The sequence below is a fragment of the Endozoicomonas sp. YOMI1 genome (genome assembly GCF_024606345.1).
Lineage (GTDB): Bacteria > Pseudomonadota > Gammaproteobacteria > Pseudomonadales > Endozoicomonadaceae > Endozoicomonas.
The window spans coordinates 21,129-43,489 of sequence record NZ_JAHHPM010000305.1 but is presented as its reverse complement, the minus strand read 5'-3'; the positions used below and the strand labels follow the sequence as shown (position 1 = coordinate 43,489).

At 50.0% G+C, this 22,361-nt stretch carries 20 protein-coding genes; 2 read left to right on the top strand and 18 right to left on the bottom strand.

Going from position 1 to position 22,361, the window contains the following annotated elements; genetic code table 11:
* Positions 1–21: 21 nt before the first annotated feature.
* Both tsaA and KDK15_RS10940 read left to right on the top strand, forming a co-directional pair.
* On the top strand, positions 22–819 hold the full coding sequence (gene tsaA, locus KDK15_RS10945) for a tRNA (N6-threonylcarbamoyladenosine(37)-N6)-methyltransferase TrmO (RefSeq protein ID WP_257295392.1): 798 nt from the start codon (positions 22–24) through the stop codon (positions 817–819).
* Entirely contained in the window at positions 816–1,052 is a 237-nt protein-coding gene (locus KDK15_RS10940; RefSeq protein WP_257295391.1) for a YheU family protein, read from the top strand. Before tsaA ends, KDK15_RS10940 begins: the two co-directional genes overlap by 4 nt.
* A 170-nt stretch (positions 1,053–1,222) precedes the next feature.
* On the opposite strand, the gene KDK15_RS10935 is transcribed toward KDK15_RS10940, so the two are convergent.
* From KDK15_RS10935 to KDK15_RS10850, 18 genes are all read right to left on the bottom strand, one after another.
* On the bottom strand, positions 1,223–1,858 hold the full coding sequence (locus KDK15_RS10935; RefSeq protein WP_257295390.1) for a hypothetical protein: 636 nt from the start codon (positions 1,856–1,858) through the stop codon (positions 1,223–1,225).
* A 174-nt stretch (positions 1,859–2,032) separates the two neighbouring features.
* Positions 2,033–2,614 carry a hypothetical protein gene (locus KDK15_RS10930; RefSeq protein WP_257295389.1) on the bottom strand — a complete coding sequence of 194 codons (582 nt, stop codon included), beginning with the start codon at positions 2,612–2,614 and terminating at the stop codon, positions 2,033–2,035.
* Between the two features lie 149 nt (positions 2,615–2,763).
* Positions 2,764–4,818: an NAD-dependent DNA ligase LigA gene (gene ligA, locus KDK15_RS10925; protein ID WP_257295405.1), complete on the bottom strand. Its 2,055-nt coding sequence runs from the start codon at positions 4,816–4,818 to the stop codon at positions 2,764–2,766.
* A gap of 94 nt (positions 4,819–4,912) precedes the next feature.
* The gene (gene zipA / locus KDK15_RS10920; RefSeq protein ID WP_257295388.1) at positions 4,913–6,163 is read right to left on the bottom strand and encodes a cell division protein ZipA; all 1,251 of its coding nucleotides are present in this window, start codon (positions 6,161–6,163) and stop codon (positions 4,913–4,915) included.
* A gap of 261 nt (positions 6,164–6,424) precedes the next feature.
* On the bottom strand, positions 6,425–9,934 hold the full coding sequence (smc, locus tag KDK15_RS10915) for a chromosome segregation protein SMC (protein WP_257295387.1): 3,510 nt from the start codon (positions 9,932–9,934) through the stop codon (positions 6,425–6,427).
* Positions 9,935–10,250: 316 nt separating this feature from the next.
* Complete coding sequence (gene ccmI, locus KDK15_RS10910) at positions 10,251–11,426, bottom strand: c-type cytochrome biogenesis protein CcmI (RefSeq protein ID WP_257295386.1); 1,176 nt, start codon at positions 11,424–11,426, stop codon at positions 10,251–10,253.
* On the bottom strand, positions 11,426–11,968 hold the full coding sequence (locus KDK15_RS10905; protein WP_257295385.1) for a cytochrome c-type biogenesis protein: 543 nt from the start codon (positions 11,966–11,968) through the stop codon (positions 11,426–11,428). The genes ccmI and KDK15_RS10905 overlap by 1 nt, the downstream gene beginning before the upstream one ends.
* The gene (locus tag KDK15_RS10900; RefSeq protein ID WP_257295384.1) at positions 11,965–12,543 is read right to left on the bottom strand and encodes a DsbE family thiol:disulfide interchange protein; all 579 of its coding nucleotides are present in this window, start codon (positions 12,541–12,543) and stop codon (positions 11,965–11,967) included. The genes KDK15_RS10905 and KDK15_RS10900 overlap by 4 nt, the downstream gene beginning before the upstream one ends.
* Positions 12,540–14,552, bottom strand: coding sequence for a heme lyase CcmF/NrfE family subunit (locus KDK15_RS10895; protein WP_257295383.1), 2,013 nt, complete (start codon positions 14,550–14,552; stop codon positions 12,540–12,542). The genes KDK15_RS10900 and KDK15_RS10895 overlap by 4 nt, the downstream gene beginning before the upstream one ends.
* Positions 14,542–15,036 carry a cytochrome c maturation protein CcmE gene (ccmE, locus tag KDK15_RS10890; RefSeq protein WP_257295382.1) on the bottom strand — a complete coding sequence of 165 codons (495 nt, stop codon included), beginning with the start codon at positions 15,034–15,036 and terminating at the stop codon, positions 14,542–14,544. Before ccmE ends, KDK15_RS10895 begins: the two co-directional genes overlap by 11 nt.
* Positions 15,033–15,314 carry a heme exporter protein CcmD gene (gene ccmD / locus KDK15_RS21265; RefSeq protein WP_257295381.1) on the bottom strand — a complete coding sequence of 94 codons (282 nt, stop codon included), beginning with the start codon at positions 15,312–15,314 and terminating at the stop codon, positions 15,033–15,035. The genes ccmE and ccmD overlap by 4 nt, the downstream gene beginning before the upstream one ends.
* The gene (locus KDK15_RS10880) at positions 15,314–16,048 is read right to left on the bottom strand and encodes a heme ABC transporter permease (protein WP_257295380.1); all 735 of its coding nucleotides are present in this window, start codon (positions 16,046–16,048) and stop codon (positions 15,314–15,316) included. Before KDK15_RS10880 ends, ccmD begins: the two co-directional genes overlap by 1 nt.
* Positions 16,049–16,194: 146 nt before the next feature.
* On the bottom strand, positions 16,195–16,893 hold the full coding sequence (gene ccmB / locus KDK15_RS10875) for a heme exporter protein CcmB (RefSeq protein ID WP_257295379.1): 699 nt from the start codon (positions 16,891–16,893) through the stop codon (positions 16,195–16,197).
* Entirely contained in the window at positions 16,886–17,539 is a 654-nt protein-coding gene (ccmA, locus tag KDK15_RS10870) for a cytochrome c biogenesis heme-transporting ATPase CcmA (protein WP_257295404.1), read from the bottom strand. Before ccmA ends, ccmB begins: the two co-directional genes overlap by 8 nt.
* 327 nt (positions 17,540–17,866) lie before the next feature.
* Entirely contained in the window at positions 17,867–18,328 is a 462-nt protein-coding gene (locus KDK15_RS10865) for a rhodanese-like domain-containing protein (RefSeq protein WP_257295378.1), read from the bottom strand.
* Between the two features lie 241 nt (positions 18,329–18,569).
* Complete coding sequence (locus tag KDK15_RS10860) at positions 18,570–19,250, bottom strand: RNA polymerase sigma factor FliA (protein WP_373691120.1); 681 nt, start codon at positions 19,248–19,250, stop codon at positions 18,570–18,572.
* A 74-nt stretch (positions 19,251–19,324) separates the two neighbouring features.
* Entirely contained in the window at positions 19,325–20,182 is an 858-nt protein-coding gene (locus KDK15_RS10855) for a P-loop NTPase (protein WP_257295376.1), read from the bottom strand.
* 635 nt (positions 20,183–20,817) lie between these two features.
* Positions 20,818–22,281, bottom strand: a complete 1,464-nt coding sequence (locus KDK15_RS10850) for a sigma-54 dependent transcriptional regulator (RefSeq protein ID WP_257295375.1) — start codon at positions 22,279–22,281, stop codon at positions 20,818–20,820.
* Between the last annotated feature and the right edge of the window lie 80 nt (positions 22,282–22,361).

Genomic DNA, 22,361 nt, shown 5'->3' with positions numbered 1-22,361 from the left:
CAATAATTCCAGGCGCATGATATGGGGATTTTGCGAACACTCCGGGCAACTGTGAAAAAGACTGAACCATCCCGAAAAAGAGCACCTTTTGACGTTGAACAGATAGGTGTTATTCACTCCTGCTACCGCCAGAAATTTGGAATTCCCCGTCAGCCCGGCATTGTCACTGCCGCTGAAGCCACACTGGAACTTCTTCCCCCTTACAACCAGGAAAACCTGGTACGCGGTCTGGATGGGTTTTCACATATCTGGGTACATTTTATCTTCCACAAAACCATGGATGAGGGCTGGCGTCCGACCATTCGTCCACCAAGACTGGGAGGCCGACAGCGCATGGGGGTCTTTGCTACCCGTTCCACACACCGGCCAAACCCTGTGGGTATGTCCGTGGTTGAGCTGCGCAACATTGAATCCGGAAATGGCAAGCTGAAACTGAAACTGGGGGCGGTAGACCTTCTTGATGGCACACCCGTTATCGATATCAAACCCTACCTGCCCTATGCCGACGCACTGCCTGATGCCAAGGGTGGCTTTGCTCCCCTGCCAATGGCAATGGCGGAAGTGAAGTTTACCGATCAGGCCATGAACCAATGCCTGCGTTATCAACAACGAACCGGCAGGCAGCTGATTCTGCTGATCGAGCAGGTACTTGGCCAGGACCCGAGACCCGCCTACCTGAGGGAATCCTCCGGACGACGCCATGGCACCGCCCTGTGGGACCTGAATGTGGTCTGGGAGTTCACCAACCAACACTTCCTGGTTAAAGAGCTGGAACCCCTGAAGCTTGACGTGAAAACAGTGACAGGTAATGGGCAATGATTATTCCCTATGAAATGATTGAGCGGGAAGCGCTCAACCGTCTGATCGAAGAGTTTGTCAGCCGTGAAGGGACGGATAATGGCTATGAAGAAGCACTTTCAACGCGAGTAGCGCAGGTATTATTCCGCTTAAAATCCGGAGACATGGTGATCGTATTTGATCAGGAAAGCCAGACACCGAATATTCTGCACAAGGATGTTGCGACGCAAATCCTGAGCGAACAGGACGTCTGATCATCCTTTCAGAAGGCTGTCCAGGAAAATAGAACCACTATTCTGGACAGGATCGCCCAGACAAGGTCGACTGGGCGGACAATATGCGGATCGTTGTCGTTTACTTGATACAGGGTGTGTTCTACCGCTTGTCAGCGACGTTTATCTGTCTACAAAAATTTCATGACTGGCTATGCCCGGCCGTGATAATTTGTGTGAAAACTTCGAGTAGCAATGTCAAATGTAACTGAGACAGGGCCTTTTTCAGTTCTGACGACATTAACTGGATCAACATTAAAAAAATTCTGTGCCGGCTCATCAGCAACAGGACCACATAAATAGGTGGTTCCAGGATTTTTCTGCACTTCCTCCTTCCAATGGTTAGCTTTAGTTTCAGCAACACGAGGTAATTCTGGACAAAGCAACATCGTAGCCATAGTCGAGAATCGCGGATTGGGGTTCAGTAAAAAGTTAAAATCTAAGGCCTCCATATGCCAGGCTACATAACCCTTACCATTATCAGGAACATGAACAAGGCATAAACTACCATCCAGCTCTACAGCTTGAACATTCCTGTTTATGGTAACCCATTGATAACCAACAGTTTCCAGCTTTAGAATACCATTATCATCACCTTCAAACTCATCATCAGAAGACTCAATGGAATAGGCAACTAACGGTTTAGCCGGAGCACCATGGGTCTCTGGATTATCAAGGCCAACGGTTTTAGCGGTGTCAACATTTTTAGGGGTAACAACATTGGTCTCTTGGAAAAGTTCCGGTAGATCCAATGTCGAAGGGGTTGGTAATGAAGAAGAAGGAATCATAAGTACTACCTTTATTGAATACCTGTTCTCTTGGTCAGACAAAATAAAGCTGGAAAGGTTCCGAAGCTTTACTTCAACACTTCAAAATATCAAACACCCACCGGTGAGCGGGCAATCCGACGATTCAATGCCCCAGACCAATGATCTGTTAACGTCTGTTACCCTCTATATCCATTACAGGTTGCAGCGGCGCAATTGCTCACCATAGTTACTGGCTCTGCGCTTTACTGTGCTGGCAGTGCTTAACAACCATTTCTTTTTCTTATGGGTTCCCTTGCGATAACCGTTCCAGCCTTCATGGTAATTCAGGTACTGCTGATCGGCGGCCCAGAGTGAAGTGCCATTCAGCTTGCGGGACTTGTGGGTATACCAGCCAATAAAGTCAATAGCGTCGCCAAAGTCTTCGCGGCTGGGGAAGAAACCTCCGGCTTCGCTGACATATTGATCCCAGGTGCCATCCTGCGCCTGTGAGTAGCCATAAGCGGAAGAGTTACGGGGTAATGGAATGAAAAGGAACCATGGCCTTGGCGGCTGGGCATCGTGCCGATAAGATGATTCCTGATACATAATGGCCATCATGACCTGGATGGGGGTACCCCAGCGTTGGTTGGCTTTTTTTGCGTCTTTATACCAGCCGCGTTTTTCCTTGAAGACACTGCAAAGATTGTGGGGCTTCTCGGGTGGTGCATTACCGGCACAGCCTGCCAGCACGGCAGACAGGATCAAAATAAACAGCTTTCGGCTCAGGTTTGACATTCAGCCACCATCCTTCGCTGGTGATAATTTCAACCACAGAGATCACCAAGGAATAGATATACCTTTCTTAGTGCATCCAGTCCCGACCCATTTAAGAGTTGATCGGGACTCTGTGATCGGATTCAACTCACATCAAATTGCCGCAGGCACTACACGCCCCAGGCCTGCCTCATCTGCATAAAGTCATCTTCAGTGACGACACGCACTCCCAGCTTCTCAGCCTTGGCCAGTTTTGAACCGGCCTTGTCACCGGCCAGCAAGGCTGATGTTTTTGCTGAAACAGAACCGGTCACCCTGGCGCCCAGTTTTTGCAGGATGTCCTTACCTTCATCGCGGGTCATTGTGTTTAACGTCCCGGTCAATACCCAGGTTTCACCAGCAAGCGGTTGACCTCCTTCCTCTACGACAGAGGATTCCGATTCCCACTCAACACCTTTCGCCAGAAGTGCATCAATCACTTCGCGGTTGTGTTCCTGACGGAAAAACTTCTCAATATGACCAGCGACCACAGGGCCAACATCATCAACGGTTTGCAAGTCCTCTTCCGAAGCGGCCATCAATTTATGCAAATCACGGTAGTGACCTGCCAGCCCCTGTGCGGTGGCCTCACCCACTTCCCGAATGCCCAGTGAGTAAATAAAGCGGGGAAGCGTGGTTTTTCTGGACTGATCAAGGGCATTAATCAAATTCTCGGCCGACTTTTTCCCCATACGCTCAAGGCCAGAAACCTCCAGGGCAGTGAGACTGAACAGATCGGCGACCGTGGCGATCAATTTACGATCGACCAGCTGCTCAACCAGTTTATCCCCAAGACCATCAATATCCATTGCCTTGCGGGAGGCAAAGTGCTTAATAGCCTCTTTGCGCTGGGCTGAACAGAACAGTCCTCCAGAGCAGCGCAATATGGCTTCTTCACGTTCCAGTTCAGAGTCACATACCGGACAGCGATCAGGAAACGTGATATCCCGAGCATTATCAGGACGCATGGAGTGGATAACCTGGTTCACTTTGGGAATAACATCACCTGCCCGGAGGATAACGACGCTGTCGCCTATTTTGATATCCAGGCGTTCAATTTCATCCATGTTGTGCAAGGTCGCATTACTGACCGTCACCCCGCCAACAAACACCGGCTGCAGACGGGCGACCGGGGTGATAGCACCGGTTCTTCCTACCTGAAACTCCACTTCCTTAAGGGTAGTGATCGCTTCCTGTGCCGGGAACTTACGGGCGATGGCCCAGCGCGGAGCCCGGGCAACAAACCCCAGGGCCTGCTGCCGGGCAATGGCATTCACTTTATAAACAATACCGTCAATTTCGTAAGGCAGCCCCTGACGTTTCTCAGCCATGGTTTGATAGTAGTCTTCACAGGCCTGTACACCTTTGACAACTTTCAATTCGGGGCTGACTCGCAAACCCCATTTTTTCAGGCAGGCAAGAATCTCACTGTGCGTGTCTGGCAGTACTCCGTCATCGACAACGCCAACACCGTAGCAATAGATCGTCAATGGTCGTTTAGCCGTTATCCGTGAATCCAGCTGGCGTAAACTGCCAGCTGCTGCATTTCTCGGGTTAACAAAGGTCTTCTCACCTTTGGCGCTGGCCCGCCGGTTTAACTGTTCAAAGCCAGCCTTTGGCATATACACTTCGCCCCGGACTTCAAGGCGTCGAGGCCAGTCATTGCCCATCAACTTAAGTGGGATTGATTCAATCGTACGAATGTTGTGGGTAATATCTTCCCCGGTAGTGCCATCACCACGGGTAGCCGCCCTGACCAAACGACCATCTTCGTATAACAGGCTGACGGCAATACCATCCAGCTTGGGTTCGCAGGCGTATTCAATGTCCTCAGTGGTGTCCAGCCGCTCTTTAACCCGGCGATTAAAGTCCGCCTGATCTTCTTCATCAAAAGCATTATCCAGAGAGAGCATGGCCAGTTCATGGCGGACCTGGCCAAACGCTTTCAAAGGAGTAGCACCGACCCGCCGGGTCGGAGAATCTTCAGTAATCAGCTGTGGATATGCAGATTCCAGTGATTTCAGGCGGATAAACAGCTTATCGTATTCACTGTCTGGAATTTCCGGTTCATCGAGAACATAGTAACGGTAGTTGTGCTCACCGATCTGCTGACGCAGCTGAAGTATCTCTTGTTCTGCAAGCTCAGGGGAAGGAACCGGTTGAATATCTGAAGAAGTCATGCTCATGGAATTATCAAAGGCCAGCGGGTTCTCTGTTTGGGAACCCGCTGAAGAAAACATCAGGCTGCTGGCTTTTGGCTATAGCACGCCCGCAGGAATATCAATGCACCGGCTGTTTCGCCAGCTGCTTTCGCTCATATTCACGAATACGCTGACGACAGTGTTCAAGGGTCTGCTGAGTCATCACGCTGAACTGTTCATCTTTAAGTTCCCCCCCCAGATCAAGGGCAAGACGACGGGCTGTCTCTTCCATCAGGGCAAAGGCCTGCATGGGTTTTTCCGGCCCCGGCAGACTCATAAACAGACTCAAAGCCGGTGTTTCGGTGGCTTCCAGATTATCAATGGTAAAGGTACCCGGCTTTACGCCATTGGCCATGCTGAACAGAATTTTTCCAGTGCCATCGGCATTGGTATATCGATGGAAGATCGACATATCCCCAAAGCGCATGCCTGACGCCAGCATGGACTGCATCAACTGGTCACCGGCAAAAATGCCGCCGCCTTTTGACAGCACATTGATCACGATCACTTCACTGGCGGGCGGGCGGTCTTTTAACTTCTCAGCCTTCTCACGCCCCCCCAGATTGAGTTCTTTCTGTGGGTTTGAACTCTCTCTGGCCGAAACGTCACGTTCCTGAATCGAGGACTTCCCCTGACTGGATGCCACTCTTGGACGACCGACAAACTCTTCTGGCCCGGTATCCAGTCTGGATGTTTCGCGTGAGCGAACAGATCGGTCAGAGCCTTCAGCCCGTAAAAAGCCTTCAGCCCGTGAAAAGCCTTCAGCCCGTGAAAAGCCTTCAGTTGGTAAATTATCCTCAGCAGATGAAAAGCGTTTACTTCTTGAGGATTGCTGTGACTCGTCCAGATTCATAAGCACCGGAACAGGCTCATCCAGATCAAGCGTCCTTTGAACTCTCGCGTTTTCCCCGGCTGCAGAATCCCCGGCGGCACTCTGCTCAACGTGTCGTTCAGCTTCTTCAGGTTGACGATGGCGCTGTCTCGTCGACTCAGAGTAAACAGGCGGTTCTTCAATACCCTCTTGCGGGTAGCCAGCGAAATAGTCATCCCCAGAAAACCCGGGCTCAACACGGGATCTGCCAGGATCTTTTCTGGCAAATCCTTCTTTCAGAATGCTATCTTTCAAAGTGCTTCCTTTAAGCGCACTGGGTCGGGCACCACCATTGGGCAGTTCACTGGAAAAATCATCGTCATAGCCTTTGACTTCTTCCAGACCAAAGCTGATTTCCGATGACCTTTTTCTGGCCAGTCGCATCCTGCGATAACCATCAGCCAATACGCCGACGATTACCAGTATTCCTATGAGTATTAGCCAATCTCGCAAACTCATGTCCTTGCTGCCCTGTAGACCTTGAAAACAACGCCCGAATGCAGTTTGCTTCCCTGTGATAACACCTTATGACATTAACTATTATGAAAAATAGACCACTGTCATTTATCACATCTGCTTTAATTACTGCTGCAATCGGCCAACGTTGCAATATTACAATAAAAAAATAACAAATTAAGCCATGAACGTTTACTTTATGCTCTTAATAAACTGCGTAATGTCAATGTCATAGCTTATTTTTCCAACCCTTAAGCATCCCACTTACAACTCAGCCATTGCCGCCGCCTGCTCAATATCCACCGATACCGGTCTGGACACGCCAGGCTCATGCATGGTAACACCCACCAGCTGACTGGCAGCCTGCATGGCGATTTTGTTGTGAGTGATGTAAACAAACTGCACTTTATCACTCATTTCAGACACCATTTTGGCATACCGCCCAACGTTGGCATCGTCCAAAGGGGCGTCAACCTCATCCAGCATACAGAAGGGCGACGGGTTCAACTGGAAGATGGCAAATACCAGGGCAATAGCCGTCAGTGCCTTTTCACCACCGGAAAGCAGGTGGATAGTGCTGTTTTTCTTGCCCGGAGGCTGAGCCATTATAGCCACTCCGGTATCCAGCAGATCTTCTCCGGTTAAAGCCAGATATGCCTGACCACCGCCGAATACCCGGGGGAACAACTCCTGGAGACCGGTATTGACCTTATCGAAAGTCATCTTGAACCGTTGACGGGTCTCCTTGTCGATCTTGCGAATGGCATTCTCCAGGGTATTCAGGGCTGACTCCAGGTCATCGTTCTGGGCATCCAGATACTGCTTGCGCTCCGACTGGGTTTCGTACTCCTCAATAGCCGCCAGGTTAATTGCGCCCAAACGCTCAATTCGTGCGACAATCCGTTCCAGTTCCTGCTCCCACTGCTGCTCAGAAGCGTCATCCGGAAGGTTCTCAAGTACCGTTGCCAGATCAAACTGATCTTCTTTCAGCTGTTCAGCCAGTGTCGTTCGACGAACCTGCATGCCCTGCCAGTCCATCCTCAGCTTTTCCAACTGTTCGCGAATTTTCTGCGCCTGCTGCTCAGCACTGTGACGAACCTTCTCACCAGCACGAATCCGCTGCTCCACTTCTTCAAGCGCCATCCGGGCCTGCTGCATCATCTCTTCCTGCTCTAGGCGCCTGGCCAGCATTTCCTCCAGCTGTTCCCGCAGATCCCCCTCTGGTGAGTTGGATTCAGACATGGACTCCCGGAGAAACTCCCGTCGCTCCCGGAGTTTGGTAGACTGCTGACTTAAACGCTCAATCGCTGCCTTCAGAGAGCCTATCTGGGTATTGATGGATTGCTGACGAAGGGCAAGTTGATGGGCCCGCTCTTGATCAAAACGAGCCTGATGACGCACCTCTTCAAGACGGGCCTGAAGTTTCTCACGATGCTCCTGCATCGCTTCCCGGCGACCAATGTCTTCTTCCATATGGTCCAGTGCTTCCTGCAGGCGCATGCGGGACTCGCCAATCACCTCCTGCTCCAGCCCGTACTGCTCCCTGACTTCCTGCAGCTCCTGTTCAAGGCGTCGACGGCGCTCGGAAAACTGTTCTAACCGGACCTTTCGGGCGCCAAGATCCGCCCGAACCTCACCCTGTTTCCGGTTGAGATCGGACAGTTGCTTCTGCAGCTGCTCTCTTTGAGTCTCATGCTGCTCGAGCTTTGCCCTTGCGCCTTCCAGCTGCTCTTTCAATAGCAGGCTGCTTTCTTCCAGGGTCGTGAGCCTGTCACCCAGAGCGTCCATCTCTTTCTGGCGTTCCAGAACACCGGCATTATTATCAACCCCCCGGTTAACCCGAAGCCAGCCGCAAGAGAGCCAAATACCATCCGGTGTAATGATCGATTCACCAGCCTGGAGTTTTGAGCGCAGGGAAAGCGCGGTTTCCAGTGAATCTGCGGCATAGATTCCAGCCAATAGAGGCAGAGCTTCCTGACCGATGATCACTTTGTCAGCCAACAGTGGCAGCTCACTTAACGAAGGGGCGTGCTGCTGGGCTGAACCAGCCTCCAGCAGTACCAGTGATCCCTGCTCCAGGGCACCCAGCGCATCAGCCACCGGATCAAGGCTATCCAGGCACACGGCCTGCAGGCTGTCGCCCAGTGCGGTTTCAACCGAACGTTCCCAGCCAGCATCTACCTGCAGCTTATCCATCAGACGGGTGTGCTTATTGAGCTGGTGTTGCTCAAGCCACTCAATGGTGTCCGTGTCCTGATGCAGTGATGCCTGGTGCAAAGCCTCAAGAGAAGCATGACGCCCTCGCACCATGCTGAGTTCATCCCGGTTGCTTTCCAGCTCCGCCGTCAGGTTCTGCACCTGATCACGCTGTTGCTCAACCGCTTCAACACACTCTTCAATGCGCAGCTCGACGGTTTCTGCTGTCAACTCCAGTTCGGTCAGCTTTTCCGACAGGAGCGTCATTTCCTCCTGGTCTTCAGTCCCACCAAGCGCGGCAGACTCTTCCTTAAGGCGACCTTCCCGTTCCTGCAAGCGCCCCATCACCTGCTCGGCATGATTGATTCTGGACTGCTCAACTTCAGCGGTTCGCTTTGGTTCATGGGATCGCTGATTGAAATTATCCCACTCCTGTTGCCATCGCTGCATGGCTTCTTCTGCCTGAGTCAGGGCATCACCAGAGTCCACCTCCTGATCCTGCAGCATGGCCAGTTCCGGCTCCAATTCGATCAGTTCTTCCTGGAAAGCCTCCAGTTGCTGCTGATCATCCGCCAGCTGTTCACGGGCTTCTTCCCAGCTGTGTTCCACCTGCTCAAGGTCGCGACTCAACTCTTTGGCCCGCTCTTCCCGGTGCTGCAGGGTCTGTTCAATACGGGTGACTTCATTGCCCGTGCCGTAATAGCTGGATTGCGCTTCATGAAAACGATCACTCAGCTCCATCTGCTGGACACGATCATCTTCCATGGCGGCATCCGCTGAACGCTGTTGACTGATCGCCGCTTCCAGCTGAACCTCGAACTCACGGATGGCCTGTTCCTGGGACTGGGCTCCGGTATTGATGGTCTGCCATTTCAATGCCTGCAGCTGGGCCTTTTTCAGCCGCTCCTCGGCTTTGTACTCTTTGTACTTTTCCGCCGCCTGAGCCTGTCGTTGCAGGTGGCCAAGCTGGCGCCCCAGCTCTTCTCTCAGATCGGTCAGTCGTTCAAGGTTTTCATTGGTCCGGCGGATACGATTTTCCGTCTCACGCCGGCGCTCCTTGTAGCGGGAGATTCCGGCTGCTTCTTCGATAAATACCCGAAGCTCTTCCGGTTTGGATTCAATCAGATTGGAGATAATGCCCTGACTGATAATGGCATAACTTCTGGGCCCAAGACCGGTGCCCAGGAAGATATCCATAATATCTTTACGGCGACACTTGCTGCCGTTGAGAAAATAGGTGTTCTTGGCATCGGAGTTAACAGTACGCTTGACCGAGATTTCCTGGTAAGCGGCAAACTCTCCGGTGACCCGCCCTTCGTTATTATCAAAGATCAGCTCTACGGACGCCTGATTGGCAGGCTTACGGCTGTTGGACCCTTTAAAAATGACGTCGGTCATGGACTCGCCACGCAAATGCTTGGCGGACGATTCCCCCATTACCCAGCGAACCGCATCAATAATATTTGACTTGCCACAACCATTGGGGCCTACAACCCCACACATATTGGAGGGAAAGTGAACCGTTGTGGGGTCCACAAACGATTTGAATCCGGCCAGTTTGATGGATTTTAAACGCATCGTTTCCTTTAGCTCTTCACTGTCGGGGCCCGGCTCGGTATACGATGTATGAGCCTGAATACTGACCAATAGTTCACACTATGGGGCTTTATGCTCCGGTAAAACCACCATTTATAGCATGTTGCTTTGGGCTCCGGTTCCTTGTCATAGCGAATCGTTTGTTTGAAGTTATTTCTTTCAAACCAGTTCTCACACATTACCACAGTAATTAGAAAAGTGGCCCTTTCCGAAATGAAAAAGGCAACTTCCAGTATTTCTGATAGTTTGAGACTGTTTTGCGGTTCTTTAGTTCAAACGCTGATAAACAGCGAATATTCTAACCCGCTGGCGTAAATGTCAGCCTGATGGGCTCAGTTACCGTGGTTTTCACCCCTTTTGCCTGCACCTGATAATCAGGGGACATCACATTGCCAGTGAGACTGATCCGTGCGGTGATATCAAGACTGTCTATTGATGACAACAGCTGTCCACCCATCATCATGGCACTGTTATCATCAAGCAAAACTTCCCTCGGGAGGTCTCCAACACTCAGTGGCACAGCAACCACCGGAGGCTGTCTGGCATCCCCGGCCGGGCGGGCAAAAACCACCACCCGCGCATCATCTGGCAACCCACCCATTCCAGGGGCCAGATCAATCACGACCCGAATGGCAACCACGGTATCACCCAGCAGTGAACGTGCCTGATTAATACCCGCACTCAATGACTGCCGGGCTTCGGGATCTACTTCATGGGTCAACGCCAGCTGCCAGGCGGTAATGGCTTGCTGGTAGTTACCATTGGCAAAGGCATCAATCCCTTTTAATCCCAATGCTGTGGTATTCTGGTTATCTTTCAGCAGTGTCTGCTGATAGAGTTCGCGAATTTCAGGTGTAACCACATTATTGCTGTTTAAAAACAGCACCTGGGCCAGTTCTGCGGTTACCTGGGGATGGTCATTACTGATGCTGGCAAGGTGCCGATAGGTGTTAACCGCTTCATCCAGCTTGCCTGCTCTCAGGTAATGGCTGCCCAGCATGAACAGCGCCTGATTATTCTCAGGTCGTTTGGCCACCCAGCCTTTAAGGACGGTTTCCACCTGCTCGCTATTGAGGTTGCCATTTTTCATGGCGTTTACCACAGCAATCTCGGTGGTTGCACCCAGCTTAAAATAAAGGAGTACAGTGGACACAGGGACAATCAGTGCAATCAGCAGTGCAAACCCCGGCTTCTTCAACAGGGAGTATGCGCTCACTGGCTGTTCATCACCTAACTCATCAGCCAGTTTTTTCTTCAACTCCCGTTTCAGCCTTTCCGCTTGTTCTGCTGACACCAGCCCCTGTTGCAGCTGCCAGTCCAGATCTGCCATCTGGTCACGGAAACTGGCGACGTTTGCAGACTCTTCAGACTCACTATCATCCGGTGCTGACACTGCTGGCTTTATCAATGGCCAGACCGAAATCAGCACGGCAATGGCAATCAGCAATACGGCTACTAACCAGAACTCCATCATTACTCTTTACCATCCGTTTTATTATCTTCTGATGAGTGTGTGCTCAAATAGTCTGTCAGAAATCTATTCAGCTTTTTATCCAGTAACTCTTCTTCTGCGTTATGTCCATCGGGAGCCACGTGTGCCGATTCCGAAACAGTCGCTTTATGCTTGCGAACTACAACAACAAGTACTGCCAGACCGGCCAACAGCATCAACAGAGGCCCAAGCCAGAGCACAAGATTCACCCCTGAAATACGGGGTTTATAGAGGACGAAGTCACCGTAGCGGGCGAGCATAAAATCGATAACTGCCTGGTTGTCTGCGCCTTCATTTAACAGGCGGTGGACTTCTCGCCGAAGATCCTGGGCAATGGGCGCATTAGAATCCGCTATGGACTGGTTTTGACACTTCGGACAACGCAACTCATTGGTCAGCTCGAAAAAACGCTGTTCCTGTTCCGGTGTCGAAAACTTATAGGAGTCGATAACGCCATAGGCCGTGCCCATAAACAGTAGGGTCCACAGCACAATGATCAACCGGGAGGTTATGCGCTTTATCATTTGGCCTCCCCTTCATGATGATTTACCCGTGCTTTGAGCACTTTTTTTTGCAAATGCCTGAACCTGGGCTCAAGGTCATTCTTCCACACATTGGCATCAACAATGCCGACATGCTTATAACGGATAACGCCCTGATGATCGATTAAATAGGTTTCCGGTGCACCGTAAACCCCCAGATCAATGCCCAGTGAACCACTTTTATCATTGATGCTGAAACGATAAGGGTCATGCAGCGTCTTCAACCACTTTCTGGCTTCAGGCTGATCATCCTTGTAGTTCACACCGTAAATGGGTACGCCTTTATTGGCCAGATCCACCAGATAGGGGTGCTCGACACGACAGGCAGGACACCAGGTAGCCCAGACGTTGATCAGGGCAACGTCACCCAGCAGGCTCTCTCTGGTCACTGTTCTGTCAGGATTCTTAACCGTTGACCGCTCAAAGGTCGGCAAAGGCTGATCCAGCAGGGCAGATGGCAGCTCTCCCGGGTTCTCCCGGAACAGTGCCACATAAAACATCAGGCAAAGCCCAAGAAAGATTGCCAGCGGCAAAAACAGTTGCAAACGTCGCTTCATGCGCTGGCGACTCCCTCATTGCCAAATGGCCTCAATGTGTTCACTTTCTGACGAACTTTCATCCTGTATCGTCGGTCTGAGATCGCCACAACACCACCCAGTGCCATAAACAGGGAGCCCAGCCAGATCCAGCGGACAAAGGGCTTGATATGAAGTCGCAGTGCCCAGCTGCCGTCATCACCCAATGGTTCACCCAGGGCAACGTAAATATCGCGGGTTAATCCGGGGTCAATGGAAGCCTCGGTCATAGGCATTTGCTGAGCGGCATAGATTCGCTTCTCAGGGTGTAACAACGCTATCTGACGACCATTTTCGTATACAGTGACAGACCCATAGTCGGAGGTGTAGTTTGGGCCGTGCTGTAAACTGACACCATCAAAACGGAACTGATATTCACCAAGAGTTACCCGGTCGCCGGGAGCCATCCGTAAATCACGCTGGCTGCTGTAGCCACTGGTGATGGCGACACCAACGATGGTGACTGCCAGACCCAGATGCGCCAGATGCATTCCGTAATACGCTGGTTTCAACCGCTTTAATGCATCAACCAGCCCGGCTTTTGCCCGGGTGTTTCGGGTTTTATTCAGAATATCCCGGACCATGGTCAGCACGATCCACAGCACCAGGGCCATGGCCAGCACTTCACCGATCAGGAAATTCTTTGCAAAAGCGTCACCATAGAACAGGCTGAACCCTAAACCACCAATAATGGATACCAGCAAAATCCATCGGGTCTGGCTGATCAGCCATTTGACGGAACCGTTCTTCCAGTTGAGCAGAACACCAAACCCCAGGGCAAAAGCCAGCAACATGGCCATTGGGACAAAAACAAAATTGAAGTAAGGAGGCCCTACCGAAATCATGCCCATATCGAGGGATTCCAGCAGCAGCGGGAATAAGGTTCCCAGAAGTACTGTAGCGGCACTGGCGGTCAGCAAAATATTATTGACCAGCAGCAGCGTTTCCCTGGATGCCATGGAAAAACTGATACGACTGCGCACCTCAGGAGCCCTGAGGGCAAACAGCGTCAGCGATGCACCGACGACAATCATCAGATAAAAGAGGATAAAGACCCCTCTCTCCGGATCATTGGCAAAGGCGTGGACCGAGGTGAGCACGCCGGAGCGAACCAGGAACGTGCCCAGCAGGCTCAAGGAGAAGGTAAAGATGGCCAGCAGCAACGTCCAGCTCTTGAACAGACCGCGTTTTTCTGTCACTGCCAGAGAGTGCATCAGTGCCGTTCCCACCAGCCAGGGCATCAGAGAAGCGTTTTCCACCGGATCCCAGAACCACCAGCCACCCCAGCCAAGCTCGTAATACGCCCACCAGCTACCCAGTGAAATCCCCAGGGTCAGGAAAACCCAGGCCACTGTCGTCCATGGTCTTGCCCATCGGGCCCAGGCGGTGTCAAGCTGCCCACCCAACAGTGCGGCAATGGCAAAGGCAAAGGCAACGGCAAAGCCAACGTATCCCATGTACAGCATGGGAGGATGAACGATAAGGCCAAAGTCCTGAAGCAGTGGGTTCAGGTCAGCACCATTTTCCGGCGGGAAAGGCAGAATTCGGTTAAACGGGTTTGACGTCAGCAGAGTAAACAGCAAAAAGCCAACGGTAACCATCCCCATGACCGAGAGCACTCTGGCGGACAACTCAGGAGGCAGGCGGTCGCTCTTAACGGCAACCATCGCCATCCAGCCAACAAGGATCAGCACCCACATCAGCAACGACCCTTCATGTCCTCCCCAGGTGGCACTGACTTTATACTGTACTGGCAGCAGACTGTTTGAATGCCTGGCTACGTAATCCACCGAAAAGTCGTCGGTAACAAATGCCCAGACCAGACATAAGAACGAAAAGCCAACAAAGGCAAACAATCCCCAGGACAGGGAGCGGGCCTGATTCATCAAACGGATATTACCGGTATAACTGCCCACCAGCGGAAAAACGCTGAGCAAAAGACTCAGGCACAATGCAATAATCAGAGCCAGCAGGCCAGCTTCAGCTACCATCTTGCAGGCTCCTCAGCTCACTTTGAGCAGTGGTTTGTACCGTCGGCTTTGTGTAACCCGGATGTGCCTCATCAATGGCTTTCTGAACTTCCGGCGGCATGTAGTTTTCATCATGCTTGGCCAAGACCTCCGTCGCTGCAAAAACACCGTCATCACCGAGCGTTCCCAGGGCAACAACACCCGAGCCTTCAACAAAGAGGTCAGGCAGAATACCTTCATAGTGAACCGTCACTTCTCCGGCACCATCAGTGATGCGAAAGCTTACCTTCAGGCTTTCGGTATCGCGCTCAACGGAACCCGGAACAACCAGGCCACCACCGCGCATCCGCTGACCTACCGGAGCTTCACCGGCAGCCATCTGAGCAGGAGAGAAGTAATGATTAATGTTCTCACGCAGCGCAAACAACATCAGCGCCACTGCCACCCCAACGCCTGCCAGCAGCAGTAATACGAGTATTAATCTCTGTTTGCGAACTGCATTCATTGGGCACTCCTCTTTACCGACTCCAGGCCTTCTTCCTGTCGCTCAGTGCGATTCTCAGTGTCATCACCACTGCCTGTAGTGACCTCATTCACGATCACTTTTCTTTGGACCAATCGCACCTGTCTTCTCACTTGTACAATAACCCGACGCTTTGCCATCAACGGCGCAATCAGATTGTAAGCAATCACTGCCAATGCGATGGCGTAGGCACTCCAGACATAGAGTCCATGCCCCTCCATGGCCAGAAAACCGCTCCAACTGTCAAAATACATAGACATTAACTCACCAGCTCTTTTACCCAGCGGGTCTTTCTTTCACGACTGATAATTTCTATACGTAGACGAAGCACCATGACCAGGGTAAAAAACAGATAAAACCCGAGAATGGCCAATAACAGGGGCCACAGCATTTCAGCGGCCATGGATGGTTTTTCAGTGAGCTTCAATGTGGCGCCCTGATGAAGGGTATTCCACCAATCCACCGAAAACTTGATGATCGGGATGTTGACAACCCCTACCAGGCTGAGAATGGAACAGGCTTTTGCGGCCGCTTCTGTTGTGTGGATGGCACCACGCAGGGCAATAATGCCGATATAGAGAAAGAGCAGAATGAGCATGGCGGTCAAACGTGCATCCCATACCCACCAGGTTCCCCAGGTCGGCTGCCCCCAGATGGCTCCGGTAACCAGAGAAAGTATGCAGAAGGAAGCCCCAATAGGTGCCATGACCTTCAGCGCCATATCAGCGAGTTTGATTTTCCAGATCAGGGTCACAGCAGCAGCCGTTGCCATCATCACATAGACCGACTGGGCAAGAAACGAAGCAGGTACATGAATAAAGATGATTCGGTAACTGTTGCCCTGCAGGTAATCCGGAGGGGTAAACGCCAGCCCCCAGACAAGCGCCACCAATATCAGCACCAGGGATAACACCTGAAGCCAGGGCAACCACTTACCGCTGATATCATAAAACCACTTGGGAGAACCCAACTTATGAAAAAACGTCCAGTTCATACTCTTGTTCTACTTACCTGAGGCCGCCACCAATGCAACCTGATTTTGCAGGGATTCTCTGCAGGCAGAGAGTGCTGGAAATTTCTTAACTTTTCAAGAAATTGCCTGAATAAATGCAAGTTTCTTAACCATATCAAACATATTCATTACTCATTAATCACCCTTAATGCCCCGGCAATCGCCAGCGGTGCCAGACATATCCCAAGTATCAGGAACACAGCCAACCAGAGAATATGGCCTGTATACGGCATGTTTTGCATTGCAGCACTAACGGCTCCTGTGGCAAAAATCAGTACCGGTATGTAAAGCGGTAACGCAAGCAGGGTCAGCAACACGCCGCCACGTTGAACTCTTACCGTTAATGCAGAACCAATGGCTCCCGCCAGACTGAGCACTGGTGTTCCCAGTAGCAGCGTAATCATAAGAGGGTAAAAAGCTTCTGATGGCAGATGTAACATGATGGCCAGCAATGGCGCCATAAGTGTCAAACAAAAACCACTGGTCAACCAGTGACTGAACACCTTGGCCAATACCAGTAAGGGCAGCGGGTGTGGCGACATCAGTAATTGGTCCAATGCTCCATCGTCCTGGTCACTTTTGAATAATGAGTCCAGCGACAACAAAACAGCCAATAAAGCACCAATCCAGATAACGCCAGCCGCCAGTTCTGATAACACCTCCCGATCCGGTGCAATCCCAAGGGGAAATAAAGTAGCCACCATCAGAAAGAACACCATGGGATTAATAGCCTGACCGGGTGAGCGAAAAGTAAGCGTCAGGTCCCGGCGAATCAGGGCAAGGCAGGCTGAAAAACCACGCATGGATGGCTGGTCAACGTTAGACATCTTCCCCCCTATTGCCATCAGCAATCCTTTCTTCGGCAAAGCGCTCCAAATTCAACTTACGCAGTTTCCCCCGGCGATCATTCAATGGTTGATGGCTGGTAACCAGCACCATCCCTCCCCGATGGGTGTGCTCATCAAAGAGTCTCTCCAGCCAAGAGACACCTTCAATATCAATTGCAGTGAATGGCTCATCGAGAATCCAGAGCCGTGCCGGGCTGGCAATCAGACCGGCAAAAGTTACCCGCCTTAACTGACCGGACGATAAATGGCTACAGGGAATATCTTCATACCCGGCAAGCTGCACTCGATCAAGGGCAGAGAGCAATACTTCCCGATTGATGATGGTATTGGCCAGCCTGGCTCGCCAGACAAGGTTTTCAAGGGGCGTCAGGTCAGGTTTCAGCCCTGGTTTATGGCCAAGAAAAAAACAGTCAAGACGAAAGTCAGCATACACTTTCGATAAAGGCTGGTCGTTCCAGAAAATACCCCCACTCAGACTGGATGAAAAGCCAGCAATAATACGAAGCAGCGATGTTTTTCCAGCACCGTTTCGCCCCTCAATCTGGAGTATTTCTCCACTACCAAGCTGAAAGGACAAGTTACTGAACAGCAGCCTGTCGTCCCGCTCACAGCTCAACTGAACCACATTAAGCAAAGCGAACTCCTGAATCTTCTAACAATCACCAAAAGCGTGTATCGCCGAGACCCTGATTCGCAAAGCAGCACAGCCATAAGAAAACAGCCATGAGCATTAAAAGCCCTGCTTTCTACGATGTCCCTGAATAGCGTCGGTTGGCGATTATATCAGGAAATTTTGCTGACTGCGGGGGTAAATACCGTTCATTACAAGCATTGAAGAAGCCCGGAAAGTTCTCAGGGCATACCGATCTTCACTCCCTTATAGAAAGTGAAGATAGAGGGTATTTATAAAATGGGCACAAAAGGAAAGTCTTTGTGGGAAGCCTGGCGTTTTTTACTGCGCCATAACCCCTGTTGTGTAGGACTCACCCACGACATCAGACTTCAATGTCACCGGATAATCCAAGGCCAACCAAGAATAATAACCGTCCCTGAGGAAAAACACGCGCTCATAACCCCATAATGCGGCCAGATAACTGCCGATGGCCCCTCTCATATGGTATGTGCTGTTACCGTAGATCACGATAGGAGTCTCTTTTTCCAGAACCCCCGGAACCAATAGTTGACGAAACCCACCCCTTAGATCAAGACTGTGAGATCCGTCTACGTGTCCATATTGCCACTGTTGATAGGGGCGCACATCGATAAAGAGTGCGCCAATATCATGAAGGCGCTTTGCCTGGTGGGTATTGATGGTAATAACACCATTTATTGCTTCTGGTGCTTCTTCCTGAGCCGGAAGAATAAAGGAGAGTGCCGACAACAGCATGGCAGCCGAGATAGAAGTCCATTTCATATAATGCAGGTCCGTTATTAAACAACTTAATAAAAGAATTATATGGAGCTAAGACCCACCCACTTGGAACAATAAGAAACTAAAAAAAATGTGTTCAAAGCAATGCAGCATATAACCAGCATATATTTCTGAAAACAGGTCAACTCAACTGAACGTTGTCAAAATCAAAAAGAAAACGATCAGTTTCCCGACGCTTGACCATATTTTGTCACTGCACTGTTAAAACAGCGTGGCTGAGACGTTAACTCAGCCAGTTTTGCAGCCGCGACCTTAAACGCAGTGCAGCCTGAGAGTGAATCTGGCTGACTCTTGATTCACTGACGCCTAATACTTTACCGATCTCTTTCAAATTCATCTCTTCATCGTAATAAAGCATCAATACCAGCTTTTCTCTTTCTGGCAGCTTATCAATGGCTTCAATCAGGGCTGTTTTAAATTTTTCTTCCTGAATATCTGCAGAGGGCCCTCTGTCTCCTGAGCGAGCCTGCATTCTTGATTCTTCACTATCAAATAACTCTTCGTAACTAAAAAGACGACACCCTCTCAAATCACTCAGAATGGTGTAATACTCATCAATTTTCACATCAAGCTCTTTGGCGACTTCAGCATCCCGGGCATCTCTTCCCAGTTTGGCTTCAACAACCTGAACCGCCTCAGTAATACGGCGACTGTTTCGATAAACTGATCTTGGACCCCAGTCCCCTTTTCGAATTTCATCCAGCATTGCTCCACGAATTCGAATACCCGCAAACGTTTCGAAACTGGCACCTTTGGATGCATCATATTTTGAGGCTGCTTCAAGCAACCCAATCATTCCTGATTGGACCAGGTCATCAATCTGAACACTGGCAGGCATTCTTGCGGCAAGGTGATTAGCAATTCTTTTTACCAATGAGCGATGTTTTACCACCATCTCTTCCATGCTCAATGTCTTTTTTTGCGCCGACTTAGCTTGTGCCGACTTAGTTTGCACATCCTGTGCGGTCTCTGTCATGATTAGATCCTCTCCTTGATCCTACCAGGCAAAAAGAATTCTATACGACCTTTTGGCTCAGGCACCGGTAATTTTGATAGCTGATGTCCAATTCTGTGAAACGCTCTTGCAGCCCGACAATCGTGACTGACAGTCAACAGTGCCGATTGCTTTAATACCGCTTCACTTACAGTCTTATCATGTGGAATTGCCCCCAGATAGCTTAAAACTATCTGTTTGTCGTCTTTCAGATACTCCTGTAGCTTCTCAAACTGTTTAGCACCGCCTCTTCTGCTGCTTACCAGATTAACAACAATATAAAACTGGTGAACATTGAAAACCCGATACAGAAGCCTTATCTGTCGAACAGCATCAATAACAGACACGTCTTCCTGGCTGACAACAACGACTACCTCTGTTGCTGCCTGAATGAGAGTTACATTATCCGGGGCCAGGCCCGGAGCCGTATCAATAATCAAAGTATCCAGATCTGAAGCAAGATCATCCATGTCCTGAATCAGCTCTACTGCCTGAATAATTTGAATACTGTCTTTCCAGTCCCCTTGAGCAGCCGGTGTAAATACCCTTACACCTGAAGGACCATCCAATAGTCCTTTCTGCTGATGGCTGAAGATCTCATTAGCTAACTCGCCTTCAGCAGGAGATGAAAAAATAAAATCAGACGACAATTGTTTTTTTAAACCATCGTTGTTCATCCCGAGGTTGAACTCAACATCTGGTACAGAAAGATTACCATCCATCAAAACGACACGCTGACCCAGCTTTGTCATAGCCAGAGCTAGGTTTACTGCAACTACGGTTTTACCGACACCTCCTTTACATCCTGAAACCGCAATCACTCTTTTCTTTGCTTGCGCCATCGTTCCCACTTTAATTTTTCAATTGCTCAGGAAATGCATATAGAAAAACGACAAAATATACATATCAATGAACATGCCAACTTTGATTTGAAAAATAAAAACAGCCACCAAACCCCAAAAGAACACATAAAGAAAAATGAAAAAACACAACCACCTGTTTTTTAACAATTTTCTAAAACAACACCAATTTCAATTCGCTATTTTTTTGACATAGATTAATTTTCGGTTGCTTTGAAAATATCTTGAACACTTTTTTGAACTATCTAAAAAGATAGTTATTTGACAGTGTCACTTTACAGTGACACAAAAATGGCATCATTTAATCAACAAAACAGGCAAGGAAGAAGAACCAGCTCATCACATGATGTCAATTAGCGTATTCATTAAATATTCAAAGAGAGGACTAATATGGAAACCAATCAACGACAATTATCGAACAATAAAACGGCAAGCAGTAGAAGGGAGTCGAAGTACAACCGAACAATACAGAAACAAAAACCAGAAAGCATTGGTCAACTCAGTAAATCTGAGAATGAATTTCGTTATTGGTACTACCAGGAGGCTGACCGAGAATAGACTGCTATCAAAAAAAATGGCTACAAGAATATGTAGCCATTTTTTTACATCACTGAATATCAGGTTTTAACAGAATCCTCATATCTCTGAAGGCCATACTTGCGCATTTTTTCCACCAGGGTCGTTCGCCTTATCTGCAGCTTGTCCGCAGCCCTGGCAACAACACTATTACAGTCACTCAGCGCCTGCTGAATCAAACTCTTTTCCAGTCGGGTCAAATATTCCTTAAGGTTCAACCCTCCTACAGGCAGTACTGCAAGGTCTTCCGAAGTGGCAGCACCGGCTGGCTGAATACTGTCCGGAAATAAATCAGCCACACCATCATCTTCCAGGCTGATCAAATCGAGGTGGCAGAAACTTTCTGGCAGATCCTGAACCCCAATAACCCCATAGGGATACATGATCGCAAGACGCTCCAGAAGATTTGCCATTTCCCGGACATTTCCCGGCCAGTCATGCCGACAAAGGGATAATATTGCCGCTGAACTGAGTCGAATTGATCCCCTGGCCTGCTTCTCCATATTATGGGTCAGCTCATTAATCATCAGCGGAATATCTTCAGGTCGCTCTTTAAGAGAAGGCATCTCAATGGGGAAGACATTCAAACGGTAATAAAGATCTTCTCTGAAGCTTCCCTCAGTGATCATACCTTCAAGATTCTTGTGGGTTGCAGCAATAATTCGAACATCCACTTCAATGGGCTCTGTTCCACCAACCCGATCGAACGTCCTCTCTTGCAGCACCCTGAGCAACTTAACCTGCATATGCAGAGGCATATCGCCTATTTCGTCAAGAAACAGCGTTCCGCCCTGGGCTAGCTCGAACCGTCCCTTGCGACTGGTCACAGCCCCGGTGAAAGCACCCTTTTCATGGCCAAAGAGCTCGCTTTCTAACAGATCTGTGGGGATAGCACCGCAATTGACCGGGACGAAAGGCGCGCTTCTGCGGTAGGAATGTTCATGAAGATTGCGGGCAACCACTTCTTTTCCCGTGCCGGACTCACCGGTGATCAAAACATTGACGTCCCGATCCGCCACCTGGGCCATGGCTGCCCGAACTTTCCGGATACGCTCACTCTTGCCAACCAGTCCGCGGAACAACTGCACCTGCTGGTTATAACCAGTCTGGTGTGCCTGGCGCCACTGCTCACGGTAGACCTGACCATAATGCAGACTGGATAATAGTTGAGGCTTACTGCATGGCCAGTCAACCCGTGCAATGATTTGTCTGGCAAGTGCTAACGACAGATTGTCTGGCAGTGACTCCGCAATCCGGATGACCGGAACGCCACCACACCAGCCCTGAACTCTGGAAAGCATTCCCTGCAGGGAACTTTCTGCCTGTAAAAAATCACCCAGAAATAGTGCACTGAAGGTTTCCGGAGGAAAAGCACTAACGGCATCTTCCCAGTAGGCTGCACCGATAGCCACTGTGTGATAGCCCATGAACTGCAAAATAGTGCTGAAGTCATGCCGACGCTGCTCCGCGTCTTCAATGATGAGTACCTGCTCAGCTGTTTCCATAAGACGACGATCCTTGTCATCCGATTAATTTATTACAGCGTAGATACAAATTTTCGAAATTAAATTACTTCTTATTATTT